This is a genomic window from Pedobacter sp. NEAU-ZC8, assembly GCF_059278965.1.
Window position 1 is genome coordinate 1 of record NZ_JCAJXC010000023.1, and the last position, 13273, is coordinate 13273.

At 44.1% G+C, this 13273-nt stretch carries 14 protein-coding genes; 3 read left to right on the forward strand and 11 right to left on the reverse strand.

Translation table 11 applies throughout. From position 1 onward, the window contains the following. Positions 1-338: 338 nt before the first annotated feature. Genes rplI through rpsF form a run of 3 tightly spaced genes read right to left on the reverse strand, consistent with a single transcriptional unit; the run spans position 339 to position 1417 of the window. Entirely contained in the window at positions 339-782 is a 444-nt protein-coding gene (rplI, locus tag AC5WJX_RS16015; RefSeq protein ID WP_440427790.1) for a 50S ribosomal protein L9, read from the reverse strand. Between the two features lie 9 nt (positions 783-791). Then, positions 792-1058, reverse strand: a complete 267-nt coding sequence (gene rpsR / locus AC5WJX_RS16020; RefSeq protein ID WP_188626327.1) for a 30S ribosomal protein S18 — start codon at positions 1056-1058, stop codon at positions 792-794. After that, complete coding sequence (rpsF, locus tag AC5WJX_RS16025) at positions 1058-1417, reverse strand: 30S ribosomal protein S6 (protein WP_440427792.1); 360 nt, start codon at positions 1415-1417, stop codon at positions 1058-1060. The genes rpsR and rpsF overlap by 1 nt, the downstream gene beginning before the upstream one ends. Positions 1418-1589: 172 nt before the next feature. Between rpsF and AC5WJX_RS16030 the strand changes: the two genes are divergently transcribed. Then, the gene (locus AC5WJX_RS16030) at positions 1590-2873 is read left to right on the forward strand and encodes a chloride channel protein (protein WP_494485322.1); all 1284 of its coding nucleotides are present in this window, start codon (positions 1590-1592) and stop codon (positions 2871-2873) included. A 25-nt stretch (positions 2874-2898) separates the two neighbouring features. On the opposite strand, the gene AC5WJX_RS16035 is transcribed toward AC5WJX_RS16030, so the two are convergent. From AC5WJX_RS16035 to AC5WJX_RS16065, 7 genes are all read right to left on the reverse strand, one after another. Next, entirely contained in the window at positions 2899-4098 is a 1200-nt protein-coding gene (locus tag AC5WJX_RS16035; RefSeq protein WP_494485323.1) for an acyltransferase family protein, read from the reverse strand. A 40-nt stretch (positions 4099-4138) separates the two neighbouring features. Next, a complete protein-coding gene (locus tag AC5WJX_RS16040) occupies positions 4139-5347 on the reverse strand; it encodes an erythromycin esterase family protein (RefSeq protein ID WP_494485324.1) in 1209 nt (402 codons plus the stop codon). Positions 5348-5427: 80 nt separating this feature from the next. Then, entirely contained in the window at positions 5428-5808 is a 381-nt protein-coding gene (locus AC5WJX_RS16045) for a hypothetical protein (protein ID WP_494485325.1), read from the reverse strand. Positions 5809-5924: 116 nt separating this feature from the next. Then, complete coding sequence (locus AC5WJX_RS16050; RefSeq protein ID WP_494485326.1) at positions 5925-6863, reverse strand: glycerophosphodiester phosphodiesterase family protein; 939 nt, start codon at positions 6861-6863, stop codon at positions 5925-5927. A gap of 95 nt (positions 6864-6958) precedes the next feature. Further along, entirely contained in the window at positions 6959-7642 is a 684-nt protein-coding gene (locus AC5WJX_RS16055) for a DUF4397 domain-containing protein (protein WP_440427804.1), read from the reverse strand. Positions 7643-7865: 223 nt separating this feature from the next. After that, positions 7866-8546 carry a tetratricopeptide repeat protein gene (locus AC5WJX_RS16060; RefSeq protein ID WP_494485327.1) on the reverse strand — a complete coding sequence of 227 codons (681 nt, stop codon included), beginning with the start codon at positions 8544-8546 and terminating at the stop codon, positions 7866-7868. A 50-nt stretch (positions 8547-8596) separates the two neighbouring features. Beyond that, complete coding sequence (locus tag AC5WJX_RS16065) at positions 8597-9202, reverse strand: HPP family protein (RefSeq protein WP_440427807.1); 606 nt, start codon at positions 9200-9202, stop codon at positions 8597-8599. A 355-nt stretch (positions 9203-9557) separates the two neighbouring features. Between AC5WJX_RS16065 and AC5WJX_RS16070 the strand changes: the two genes are divergently transcribed. After that, on the forward strand, positions 9558-11378 hold the full coding sequence (locus AC5WJX_RS16070) for a DNA polymerase III subunit gamma/tau (protein ID WP_494485328.1): 1821 nt from the start codon (positions 9558-9560) through the stop codon (positions 11376-11378). 3 nt (positions 11379-11381) lie between these two features. Here AC5WJX_RS16070 and AC5WJX_RS16075 read toward each other — a convergent pair whose 3' ends face one another. Then, complete coding sequence (locus AC5WJX_RS16075; protein WP_440427811.1) at positions 11382-11810, reverse strand: hypothetical protein; 429 nt, start codon at positions 11808-11810, stop codon at positions 11382-11384. A gap of 96 nt (positions 11811-11906) precedes the next feature. Between AC5WJX_RS16075 and AC5WJX_RS16080 the strand changes: the two genes are divergently transcribed. Beyond that, entirely contained in the window at positions 11907-13142 is a 1236-nt protein-coding gene (locus tag AC5WJX_RS16080; protein WP_440427812.1) for an NADP-dependent isocitrate dehydrogenase, read from the forward strand. Positions 13143-13273 lie beyond the last annotated feature (131 nt).

Here is a 13273-nt window from a genome sequence, read left to right on the forward strand (position 1 = left end):
GCAGCAGTTTATCAGATCTCCCCGGGTAAGAACGCAAACTTTCTCTCCATATACCTGTCGAATATACAGCGGGATGTTTCGGATAGTTTTGGGCTTTATTTTGTTGTGCAAACTCACCCACATCCAACTGCCTGATTCGCTTCCTGTTCGTCAGGCCAGAGATTTACCGCCGGCTTCCTTCAGATTCCTCCTCGCGAAGGACACCCTTGCCTTAGGTTAACGCTTCCCACTATCAAGGCGCGTTCGGGACTTTCACCCTATAGTTTGCGCCCGTGCCGGGCGCACACAAAAAAAGCGTCCCGGAATCCGGAACGCTTTTTCTTATCTTGTAATAAAGATTACTCAGCTACTACTGCGAAAGGAACTTTAACTTTCACTTCTTTGTGTAAGTTTAAGTTAGCAACATAGTCACCAACAAATTTAGGTTCAGTTTCAAAAGTAATACGGCGACGGTCAACATCAAAACCTTGTTGTTTCAATGCGTCAGCAATCATAATGGTGTTAACTGCACCAAAGATTTTACCAGACTCACCAGCTTTAGCACCGATAGACAATTTAACATCAGTTAAACGTGTAGCGATCTCTTCAGCATCTTTCTTAATTTTATCTTGTTTGAAAGCAGCTTGTTTCAAGTTTTCAGCCAATACTTTTTTCGCAGAAGGTGTAGCCAATTGAGCAAATCCTTGAGGAATTAAGTAGTTACGACCAAAACCTGGCTTTACATTCACGATATCATCTTTCTCCCCTAGGGATTTGATATCTTGTTTTAAAATAATTTCCATGTTCAGCGCTTATTTTAATTGGTCAGCAACGAAAGGTAACAAACCAATGTGACGAGAACGTTTTACCGCCTGAGCCACTTTACGTTGGAATTTCAATGAAGTACCGGTTAAACGGCGTGGTAAAATTTTACCTTGGTCATTGATGAATTTCAACAAGAAGTTTGCGTCTTTGTAATCAATATATTTAATACCATTCTTTTTGAAACGGCAATATTTCTTTCTGTTATCGTCCACTTTAGGAGCGGTAACATACTGTATTTTTTGATCTTTCGCCATTATACTGCAGCCTCCTGTTTAGGTTTTTTGTTAAAAGCACCACTGCGTTTCTTCTCGTTGTATGCAACCGCGTGACGGTCCAATCTAACGGTTAAGAAACGTAGAACACGCTCATCGCGTTTTAGTTCTAATTCCAATTTGTTAATTAATTCACCTGACGCTTTGTACTCCGTTAGGTGGAAATGTCCGCTTGCTTTTTTTGCAATCGGATACGCTAATTTTCTCAAACCCCAACTATCCTCTTGGATAATCTCGGCTCCGCTGTCAGCGATGATTTTGCTAAATTTCGCAATTGCTTCTTTAGCTACTTCTTCTGACAACAACGGGGTTAGAACGATAACAGTTTCGTACTGATTCATTGTTATTTAATTATTTAGTTTATCCCGCATCGACTACGGGGATGCAAACTTAAGAATAATATTCTTTTAAACAAACTGTCAGACTGCATTTATGTATATGATAATCACCTTGTTGCTTTAAAAATTAGTGCTTCCCTAAATTTACCCGTAGTTTTGCGGCACAATCAAGCTTATGGAATACAGCAACAAGAGAAAAATCGTCGCACTTAAGCAGAAAGCAAATCATACCCTCAGCTTCAATCCTTTCGTTTTCAGTCGGATGTTCTGGCTTTGGATCCTGCTTGGTGCGCTAGGTGGCGTCACTGCAGGTGCTTACTGGCTCGTGCTCGAAGAAATGATTCACCTGTTATCAAAAGTTGAAGGCCTCTGGATCATTCCCTTGATGACCTTGGCGGGACTACTCGCCGGTATAGTAATTAAAAAGCTTGGCGACCCCGGTGAGATCGATCTGATCGTAGACAACATCCGCTTCAAGGGCGGACAGCTGAACGCGAAGAACAATCCTTCCATGATCATGTCTTCCCTGCTTTGTATTTCCAGCGGAGGAAGTTTAGGTCCCGAAGCACCTTTGGTGCAAGTCTCCGGTTCCATCGGCACCTGGGTAGCGCGGAAATTCAAGATGAAAGGTGAAGATATGCGTTCCCTGACCATCGCCGGTATGGCTGCAGCATTTACTGCGCTCTTCGGTTCGCCACTCGGCGGAAGTCTTTTTGCCATCGAAATCCTGCATCATAAACACGTCAGCCAATACTATCAAGCGATGATCCCAGCCATTGTCGCCAGCTGCGCAAGTTTCGTTGTCTTCCTGCTGATCACCGGTACCCCCATCGGACCGACCTGGAACTTCCCTCCCTACGTGGAAACGAACTTATCCGACCTGATGTATGCTGTTGCCTACGCCATGATTGCCACCGCAGTAGGTTGGCTATTTATCTATATGGTAAAACAGTTCAAATCCGTTTTCAAGAGCTTTCCTGTTCCCATTTACGTTAAGCTGGCCATCGGCGGACTAATTCTGGGCATCATTGGCTATCAGTTGCCAATCACGCGCTATTTCGGTCATGATGAAATATCAGAACTTTTGGTCTCCGACCTGAGCCTGACCATGCTTTTCGCAATCATTCTTGGAAAATTGCTGGCCATTTCCATTACCATGACTTCGGGCTGGCGTGGTGGATTTATCATTCCATTGTTTTTTGTAGGCACCACACTTGGGTTGATCCTGCACCGGTTCTTCCCGGATCAGAATATTGCTTTGATGATGGTGTGCTGTATTGCGGCAATTAATGCTTGTGTAACCCGCACGCCGATCAGCGTCATTGTTCTGCTGGCTACCATGACGGGTTTCCACTATTTTGTACCGATTATGTTTGCGAGCCTTACGGGATTTTTCCTGGCACCAAAAACACCACTGATCAATGCACAGTTCGGGGAAGCAAAGCCAACAGCAGCCTAGCCGCACACAACAGGCTAAGGCTGAATTATTTACCCCAGGCATGATTGATGAATCTACGACAAGGGCGCTCAAGCCAACGGTAAGAGATGTAAGAAATCACTATCAGCAGCACCAGATAAATCAAGCAATAAAATATGCCGCTGAAAAGTTCAATGTTCTGTCTTCCACGACCTACACCTACCGTCCCGGGAAGCTGATAGCCATGCGAAAAGGGCTCCTGTAAAAAAATCTGCATCAGATAAATGGAATAAGAAATATCACCTAAGAACTGCATCACCCGGCTATTGAAGAAGGTTGCGATCTTCCCGGTATTTGCAGCGATGCTGAGCACGAGCAGCGCAAAAAGTGATACGGTAACACCGTCATTTAAGGCATAATGCAGCGAAAGACCAATGCCAAGCATCAGTAATATGGAAACGAAATCACCGGAAAAGGCTTTCTTGAAGGACTGCAATCCGTAAACCAGATAAACGAGCATGCCGGTAACGAAACCCGCAATGCCGCGGATATAGCCATAATCAAACGTGGTATTCAGATTGTGAGGCACCGGAATGGCGGGGTTTATCGGATTTTTCCGTGGCAGCACATACATGATCGAATAGTAGGCTGCAACAACAAACACCGCCAACAACAGCACGGCAATCAAGCGCTTCCTATTCAGAAACAGTGCTAGGAAAGGAAATAACAGGTAGGCGGCAAATTCGGCACTGATGCTCCAGGAAGGAATGTTCCAGGAATAGATCTTGGTAAATCCAAAGGAATGCAGCAGCAGGATGTTCGGCAGAATGTCTGATGGTTGTTCCAAAAGGATCGGGGGATTGCCCCAGTTGGTTAGATACCGAACAATCACTACCAGCAGTAGCGTTGAAAACAGATGCAATGGATACACTCTAGCAAAACGCGCTACAAAAAACTTCTTCAAAGAATCACCTTGAACACGCGCCGTAAAATCCTTGCTGTACACATGCAGCATGATAAATCCGCTCATGATAAAAAACAAGTCAACCATAAGGTAGCATTTCTCAAAGAACATAGACTGCGCAGCGGGAACAAAGCGGGCTGCAGCCATTTCAAAATGAAACACCGCCACCAGCAATGCCGCGATGCCACGCAATGCGGTTAAGGAAGAAAGATATTCTACTTTGTGATCCTTGATCTGAACAGATTGGTCATTAATGGACGTTGATGAGGTATCGGCATCGGAAAGAAGCGCAGCTTGATTCATACAGGTGTTATTCAATTTTAAACTACAATATTTACCGCAGCTAACTTGCGGTACTATTTTTTATAAATACAATCAGATCAAAATGCTTTGCCATTGCCAATTTCACATAAGCTGGTGTGGCTGTTGAACCAATCATACGCATGTTTAAGGGCTGTTCAAAGAATGTCTTTAATGCTGGCATTTGCTCACTGGCGTTTAGATTCAGAAAGAAGTTTTCATACTTCAGTTGTTCAAAATAATACTCGTAGATCTTTCGGAAGTCTGGCTTTGGATAATGAACAGCTTGAAGCTTATTTCTCCCTTGATCCTTTACGCTAACCAGCACATCACCCGCACTAAAGTCCGTAGCAATAACATAGTAATCATGTGCTTCCGCCAGATATTGTCCCATTTTCTTGATACGGAACAGCGGCGCTTTGGAAACATGGCCATTATGTGCCCAAACAATCAACTTCTTGTTCTTTGTTTGCTCCAGCATCCAGTTGGCATTTCGCGCCATCGCTTCATCACGAACACCTGCGTATGTTGTACCAAAGTGCTCTATCGCATCTGATAGCATATCCAGGTAATGGCTAAACACCGCTGGCGACAGGGCATTTAAGCGCTGCACTGCCCGAAAAGATGGAAAGGATGCTTTTAAGTTTGAGATGTCGCTTTTTGTCAATGCGTAATAATCCGTACGCGCAAACTTCTGAAGGATTTGTTTGTCCGCAGCTGAAAGATCAGGTGCTGCAGCCAATATCTTTGCGGAAATGCTATAAAACCCTCTTAGCTCCAACCCATAAAGATGAACGCGGTCAGCGGCAGACTTATCCATGTTATAGCTTCTGAGCCAGGACAACATCTCCTTGGTATGATCATTCAAAGGAAAGCCGCCAGCAACCTTGATGGTATCCGCGACATGATTGATGTAATTATCCAGGTGTTCAACGGCTATAAAGTCGCTTTCAAAACCGATCGCTTTGAAACTATGCTTCGTTACCAAATAACGGATCAGCCTGTCCTTGTATTTGAAGACTTCCGCGGTACCATGCGTTACCTCCCCTAATCCAATTACATTTTTTGAAGCGATGACTTCATCCAAAAAGTTCAAGTCTGAAAAGCTACCCTCAGGCTCAAGCGTCTCAACTGGCCTGATCACACGATTTAACGCCTCGAGGATGCCGGCATCCTGCTGCTGCGCATAGCTATTGGAATGGCTCAGCAACAAAGCAAAAGCCGCAAGTATCCACAATTTAGGTAATCTCATTTAGGACGGGTGTTAACAGTTCTGTTAACACTAAAGTAAGGGCAGCGAAATTGTAGGGCAATTGAAAACATTATTAAACATCATTTAACAACTTCGTACCCGGCTTCCGTTAGCTTTAACGTTAGCGATGAGCCATCAAATTTTCCTTTATGCTCCTTACTCCTAACCATAAGCGATTGAAGATTCTTAATTTTCAAAGTCTGCGCTGTGGCATCATAAACGATCTCATCTGCAATCACGGCAACATCTTTCGACATAATCTTTGCATCACCAAAAAGCGATACAACCTTCCTGTCCGCAGAATACTTTGTGGAATCTCTTGCGAAAGATTTAATCAGGGGCTGGGGATCCTCCGCAACATTAACCAGAATGTTTGTGGAGCCAGTGCTTTGTGCAGCATGCGCTGATACACTTAATAATGCAAGAATGGGGATAGCAAGGAGCATACGGTTACTTTTCATATGTTGAGCTGTTAAAAACTGATGCTTCAAGATACAACTATTTCGACAGATGCTTAAGCAGATAGCCCATTCTGGCGTAATATTTTTAATACAGCTCTGGACGTTTGCGCATCACACTAATCCTGCATGATCATGATATATTTCTGCTGAATGCTCGATGTAGGCACGAGCGGTTTAATCGCCTCCGCAACTGCGACCGGATAATCGGTTTCCAGGATATCGATTCCTTGCGAGAAAGCATCCCTGTAATTGGCAGCACGCCTTGCCGGTTCGCGCAGCCTGTCGTAAGAAGAAGCAGCCGACATCATACACATCACCCCTTCCGCATGCAGCAACTCGTAGAGCTTTCTATTTTCCGCTTTATTTAGCGGCCCTACATAGGCTACGATATTCTTCCATGGAATTCCAGCGGCCACATAGGCATCGAATACGGTTTTGGAATTGATATGAGCGGTCATCATTCTTTCCGGGTTATCATTGTAGTAAAACTTAGCTTCTTTGGGGTTGGAAACACTTACCAGAACGGCTTCATTACCACATTCCCTTAAGATCTTCGCGGTCATGGCAAGCGGCACATCCTTTTTGTCCAGGTTGAGCACCGTCTTTCCGCTACTCCATTCAAGTGCTTCCACAAGTGTAGGTATCCGGTAAGCGGTAAGGTTGCCTTCAATATCGATCAACTTCAGCTGTTTGAGCGCTTCATAGGTATAATCAGAGACGCGCCCGGTACCTGTCGTTGTCCGCTCCAGTGTTTCATCGTGCAGGAGTACCACAACGCTGTCTTTAGTGAGCCGCGGATCCACTTCGTATATGGCCGGCGTATAACGCAGCGTATGCTCAAAAAGGGCGATGGAATTTTCAGGATAACCCTTCATCATACCACCCCGGTGGCCACTGATGATCGGGCGGTCTTCACCCGAATACCGGAAGAACTCCTGGAGTTCCCTGGCATTGCGGATATTTAAACGGTGATTCGTCTGCGGCGTATTTTTCGCACAAGAGGTACATAGCGTCAATAGGAAAGCAAGGCCATATACATACTGCTGCGTTTTCATGCTAAGCAATTTACAAGATAAAGATAACAGATATTCCAGGCATTAAAAAAGCCGCAAGGCTGTGCCCGCGGCTTTTCTTTTAAGAGCGCACGCTTTTAGTTATGGCTGATCTGATGAACACTGATGTCGTCAGCATTCGATCCGGCCACGTAAACGGTGTAGATCTTATCCGGTGCAAATGCACTTAGATCAAAGTTGCCCAGATTTGTGGTTTGCCCAGCTGCAAATACTTGTAAAGACAATACCCCTGGACCGACAGTTACCCAGTCGCTCGCTTTATCATGTTCAAGATTTACAACCAGGTTGTCACCATTTGCCCGGCGGATGTCCACATTTGCAGGTGCAGCGTCGCTTAAGTGCACAAAACGTACTTTAGCTTGTCCGCTGGTTGGCGCAGCCAGGTTGTCCTCAAACGCCCTAACCCTTGCATTCTGACCGTCGCCGGCTAAAAACACACTGTAGTTTCTGCCGTTAACCAGATCGATCTCCTCAGATGCGTATTCAGTATCAGAGCCGTCATTTTTAAAAATGGCGCGCAGGTTATTGCCAGAGTTCGTCGCGATGTACTCTGTATTTTGTCCGAAGGTTAAGCCTGACCTTACCGTATTCCCTGCAAGCTGGAAGGTTTGCGCTGAAGACCCGGTTGATGCATTTACCACAATCACATTGGCTGATCCAACCTCATCAACGTCATCCTTCTTACAAGATGTAATTAAAGTCGCAAATAACAACAATGACGTCCCCGCTAATACATTTTTTAAGATTGATGTTCTTTTCATAACTTCAAATTTTAAGTTCAAAAATTTAGTAGATGTTTGTACTGCTGATTTTACAAGAAGCAAACCAAAAACTACCGGAACAGAAAATAATGATGTTAAAAAATCAAGCCTGCTTAGTGCCTGACGGGGAATCTTAACAATTCATAAACATTCGAAACCGTGCAAAAAAATGTGAAGCAGGTGTTCCCATTTTTAGACATTTCTGTCTGCATTAAGGCACAAATTAATCTTTATTCAATGAGATAGGAACATTCAATCCCCATACAGAAACTGCCTTTCCCTGATATTTGGCTGGCAATAGCTGAATGCCTTCAAAGACCATGTTAACATGTTGACCCTGGCCTTCATTACTGAGAATTACATCTCCTGTTAAGCGACCGTCATCCAAAAACATTAATGTCACAAAAAGCTTCCTGCTCTTGCCAAGCCGCTTTTTAATTTCAGTCGACTGCATAATTTCTTTAGCGATCTGGTCCTGTAAAACAAAACTTAGCGCCCCAGCTGATCTAAACAGATTTTCTGGCCCTTTACTGATCAAAACCTTTGGTAAGGTATCTACATCATCCAAATACATCGTATCTGCATAAGCAATAGGTTGCCCGAGTTCTTTAAGTAGTTCAGCAGCATTTCGGTCATGCAGTTTAACGCCCTGCTGAAAAATTTCAAAAGCTTTATTTTGATTTCCAAGTTCGTAATTTACCACGCCGAAATTGAACAACGCATCTTTATGCAGCGGGTTGAACTGTAGCACTTGCTGGAAAAGTTGCATTGCTTGAGCTTTGTCTTGCTGCTCGTAGCAGTGTAAGGCTGCTTGATATAAGCTATCTGTTTTCGAACTGTTTTGGGCATAGGCGGCATCCAGGCAAAGGAAGCACAGCAGCGTTAATAGGATTGATTTAAACATGTGAGCGTCTTTCGAGCAAAGTACGAATAAATTATTCTGAGTCCAGTAACCTATTTTGGATTCCTGGTACGTTTTCCGCGGTAGCTTCGCTTCCAAAGCTTGTACCAGTGTTTGTTGTGCGGATACTTCCGGTGTGGGGTCGCATTGTTGAACACTATGGCCACCAGCAGCAGGATCAAGACGCCGGTTAGCACCGGACTGAACACATACATAAAGCCTAAAGCATGTATTTTTTCTGAACCAATATTCGCGATCAATGCGGTTGCGCCACCCGGCGGATGCAAAGTTTTGGTGATCTGCATGGCAACAATGGACAGTGATACCGACAAAGCGGAGCTCAGCCAGAGCTCGTTCGGAATGAGCTTGTACACGCAAACGCCTACAAAGGCACAGACCACATGGCCACCAATCAGATTTCTGGGTTGCGCCAGCGGACTGTTGATGATCCCATAGATCAGCACGGAACTGGCGCCAAAGGAACCAATGATAAACAGGTTGTCGTGAACGGTGAGGTACTCGCTATGGATGAACCCAATGAGCGCAATGCCAACAAAAGAGCCCAGGAAGGTCCAGAAATGTTCGCGGTAGTCGATCAGGGTCTCTTTATAAAATATGTATTTCGCGGTACGATACCGCCGTCTGAATCTTTGTTTCATGCCTGAAGGGTGGATCTAAAGCGCAAATGTCGCAATTAAGTGAAAATACAGCGTGTATAACTCAAACCGGAATAACAACTCCAAGTATATAAGCAGTTTAGAGTTAACAGCTAAACACCTACAGCTATACTAGGACAAGACAAGGATAAGACAGCTTTGGGGTCGACCCACCCTCAAGCCGCCCTCAACCCGGCCTTGACCCGCCCTTGAGCCGGCTCTAGGCGGCTCGACCCCGGCTTAACCAGGGCTCAACCATGTCTCAACTACAGCGCAGCAGGGCTTGGAAACGTTTGCTGCTGGCATTATTTTCCAACATATTCCCCATGGCATGCAAAAATTATCTAATTTCGTGGCGATGGAAAATTTCATTGTTTCTGCCCGTAAATATCGCCCAGCTACTTTCGAAACCGTAGTTGGACAAAACCATATTACCGGTACGCTGAAAAATGCCATCAGGAATAACCAGCTTGCCCAGGCTTTTCTTTTCTGCGGTCCCCGTGGTGTCGGAAAAACCACTTGCGCAAGGATCCTGGCAAAAACCATCAACTGCACCAACATCACCCCCGATCAGGAGGCCTGTGGTGTTTGTGAGTCCTGCGTTTCTTTTCAAACCGGACATTCTTTTAACTTCCATGAACTCGATGCTGCTTCTAATAACTCGGTAGATGATATTAGAAGTTTAATTGAACAGGTTCGTATTCCACCGCAAGCCGGCAAGTATAAGATCTACATCATCGATGAGGTGCACATGCTTTCGGCAAACGCCTTTAACGCATTCCTGAAAACCCTGGAAGAACCACCTTCCTATGCGATTTTCATTCTGGCCACGACAGAAAAGCATAAGATCCTGCCAACCATCCTTTCCCGTTGTCAGATCTTCGATTTCAACCGGATCCAGGTAGATGATATTGCGGGTTTATTGAATAAGATCGCGCAACGCGAACAGATCAACGTCGAAGCAGACGGACTGCATATCATTGCGCAGAAAGCCGACGGCGGTTTGCGTGATGCGCTATCCATGTTCGACCAGATTGTTAGTTATACCAACAAGAACCTGACTTATAAATCGGTTATTGATAACCTCAACATTCTGGATTATGACTATTATTTCCGCTTAACGGATTACCTGATCAATGCCGACGTGAGCAATGCACTAGTGCTTTTCGATGAAATCCTGAACAATGGGTTCGATGGAAATAATTTCATTAACGGACTGGCAACGCATTTAAGAAATCTGCTTGTGGCTAAAGACCCAATGACAGTTAAATTGCTGGAAGTAAGTGAAAACATTAAACAGAAATATCTAAGTCAAAGTCAACAGATCCAGGTATCCTTCATTCTTACCAGTTTGAACCTGGCCAATCAATGTGACCTCAGCTATAAGAACAGCAAGAATCAACGACTGCAGGTCGAGCTGGCCCTGATCAAGATGTGTCACATCCCATCTGTACTGCAACTGGCCCAATTGCCGAAGAATGGTACTGAAGCGTTAACTGACACAGATCAGCTTAAAAAAAAAACTAGTGTAACGCCGCCAGCGCCGACCAGCGTTGCAGTTGAAAAGGCTTACAGTAACGATCAAAAGCCAGTAGCTCAGACCTTTAAAGAACCTGAACCCGTAGCAAAGCCGGCGGCAGAAAAAACAGAAACACCGATTAAGCTAAAACCGGAAAGCGGCAGCATGTCCATCAAGCTGAATGGCAATATAGGTTCTGGGGGCACGCTGATCCCTTCATTAACGGCATTGGAAAACCTTGCTGCTGGCGTGGATGATAAGGAGCCGAAATATATTGTTGGTGACGATAAGGAAGCTTTCAGCTATGAACAGCTCTTAGCATTATGGGAGGAATACACCAAAAAGGCTTTTGATGCACATAAGATCAATTTCTTCACGATCCTGAAAAGTAATCCACCGAAGCTGGAGAGCCCTACACAGATTAAGGTCGCTATAGAAAATAGTGCGCAGGAAAGCATCCTGCAAAGTGAAATGGTGGAGTTTTTAAACTTTTTAAGATCCAGGTTAAAGAACTTTGATCTGACCATCGTTACCGAAAAGGTGGAACGGAAAATTCAGAACCGCTTATACACCAGTACCGAGAAATACCAATACCTGCTTGGCAAAAACCCGAAACTGGAAGAAATGCGCAGGCGCTTTAACCTGGATATCAATCCTTAGCCCTTAGGGCATTGGAGGGGCATCATTTATGGGGTAACCTTCTTCATCCAGATCCGGACGGTCATCTTCAGGGGTTTTCGATAAGAACTCGTCTTCAGGATCAAGCTCCACAATATCACCATCATCGATGCGCATACCAAGATCATCTAAGGCACCTTCAAGGCGCTCATCTTTGGCCGCATATTCATCGCCAATGTGCGGGTTAGCCTCATCGTAAGTGGAATTAAAATCTTCGCCCGTTGGCGCACTGGTATCATAAGGTAGCGGATGATCATATTCATCATCATCACCCTTTACATCCAGGGTAAAGCTGTTGGCGTCTTTATCGTAAGCCAGGTTTTCAAAGTCTTTTACTTCACCCAGATCTGAAAGGTGTAATTTATCTTTAGAGCTTAAATCACTTCCGGGAATATTTTCTTCATTTGTGTTCATATCTCAGGTTTTTATCATAATAACCTGCTCAAATCTTTAATTGTTTTTAGATTTATATCTTTGTAAAATCTATCGAACTTAAAATTGAACCCGTATATGTCTGTACAAAAAATTAAAGTAACCCAGCCGGTTGTAGAGCTTGATGGTGATGAGATGACCCGCATCATCTGGAAATTTATCAAAGATAAACTGATCTTACCTTACTTAGATCTAGATATTAAATACTACGACTTAGGTGTAGAATACCGCGATCAAACAGATGATCAGGTAACCGTTGATGCTGCAGAAGCCATTAAAAAATATGGTGTAGGTATTAAGTGTGCAACCATCACACCTGATGAGCAACGTGTGGAAGAATTCGGCTTAAAGCAAATGTGGAAATCACCAAACGGAACCATCCGTAATATCCTTGATGGTACTGTTTTCCGTGAGCCAATTGTAATGAGCAATGTTCCGCGTTTGGTTCCAAACTGGACCGCTCCTATTTGCATCGGTCGTCACGCTTTTGGTGATCAATACCGTGCAACGGATCTAGTAACTAAAGGTAAAGGTAAGTTAACCCTGACTTTCACTCCTGAAGATGGTGGCGAAGTACAGTCGTTTGACGTTTACAACTTTAAAGGTGATGGTGTTGCTTTAGCAATGTACAATACAGATGAAAGTATCCGTGGTTTCGCTCATGCTTGTTTCAACCAGGCATTGATGAAAAAATGGCCTTTATATCTTTCTACTAAAAATACCATTCTTAAAAAATACGATGGTCGCTTCAAAGATATCTTCGAAGAGATCTATCAGAATGACTACAAGCAAAAATTTGATGAAGCTGGTATCACTTATGAGCACCGCTTAATTGATGACATGGTTGCTTCTGCATTGAAGTGGAACGGTAACTTTGTTTGGGCTTGTAAAAACTATGATGGTGACGTTCAGTCTGATACCGTAGCACAAGGATTTGGTTCATTAGGTTTAATGACCTCTACATTGGTTACACCAGATGGAAAAACCATGGAAGCTGAAGCAGCTCACGGTACGGTTACCCGTCACTACCGTGATCACCAGGCTGGAAAACCAACTTCTACCAACCCAATTGCGTCGATCTTCGCCTGGACAAGAGGTTTAGAATTCCGTGGCCAGTTGGATGGCAACCAGGAGTTGATCAACTTCTGCCATACTTTAGAGCAGGTTTGTATCGAAACTGTAGAAAGTGGAAAAATGACTAAAGATTTAGCGGTTTGTATCCACGGTAACAAAGTTGAGCATGGTAAAGACTACTTATACACGGAGGAGTTCTTAGCTGCTATCGACGAAAACTTAAAAGCAAAATTAGGCTAGTCCTTCTTTTAAATACATTAAAGCCGTTTCTTTAACCAGGAACGGCTTTTTTTTGACCTAATTTCCTGCTTCGATCCGAAAATCAACTGCGCATCTAAATGCGCTGTTTTGCCGGGCTCGAAAACATCTGG

Coding starts and splice junctions, on each gene's coding strand:
- AC5WJX_RS16040 (WP_494485324.1), bottom strand. CDS start 5,347: ATGAGATTACCTAAATTGTGGATACTTGCGGCTTTTGCTTTGTTGCTG.
- AC5WJX_RS16080 (WP_440427812.1), top strand. CDS start 11,907: ATGTCTGTACAAAAAATTAAAGTAACCCAGCCGGTTGTAGAGCTTGAT.
- AC5WJX_RS16035 (WP_494485323.1), bottom strand. CDS start 4,098: ATGAATCAAGCTGCGCTTCTTTCCGATGCCGATACCTCATCAACGTCC.
- AC5WJX_RS16070 (WP_494485328.1), top strand. CDS start 9,558: ATGGAAAATTTCATTGTTTCTGCCCGTAAATATCGCCCAGCTACTTTC.
- AC5WJX_RS16060 (WP_494485327.1), bottom strand. CDS start 8,546: ATGTTTAAATCAATCCTATTAACGCTGCTGTGCTTCCTTTGCCTGGAT.
- AC5WJX_RS16065 (WP_440427807.1), bottom strand. CDS start 9,202: ATGAAACAAAGATTCAGACGGCGGTATCGTACCGCGAAATACATATTT.
- AC5WJX_RS16075 (WP_440427811.1), bottom strand. CDS start 11,810: ATGAACACAAATGAAGAAAATATTCCCGGAAGTGATTTAAGCTCTAAA.
- rplI (WP_440427790.1), bottom strand. CDS start 782: ATGGAAATTATTTTAAAACAAGATATCAAATCCCTAGGGGAGAAAGAT.
- rpsF (WP_440427792.1), bottom strand. CDS start 1,417: ATGAATCAGTACGAAACTGTTATCGTTCTAACCCCGTTGTTGTCAGAA.
- AC5WJX_RS16050 (WP_494485326.1), bottom strand. CDS start 6,863: ATGAAAACGCAGCAGTATGTATATGGCCTTGCTTTCCTATTGACGCTA.
- rpsR (WP_188626327.1), bottom strand. CDS start 1,058: ATGGCGAAAGATCAAAAAATACAGTATGTTACCGCTCCTAAAGTGGAC.
- AC5WJX_RS16030 (WP_494485322.1), top strand. CDS start 1,590: ATGGAATACAGCAACAAGAGAAAAATCGTCGCACTTAAGCAGAAAGCA.
- AC5WJX_RS16055 (WP_440427804.1), bottom strand. CDS start 7,642: ATGAAAAGAACATCAATCTTAAAAAATGTATTAGCGGGGACGTCATTG.
- AC5WJX_RS16045 (WP_494485325.1), bottom strand. CDS start 5,808: ATGAAAAGTAACCGTATGCTCCTTGCTATCCCCATTCTTGCATTATTA.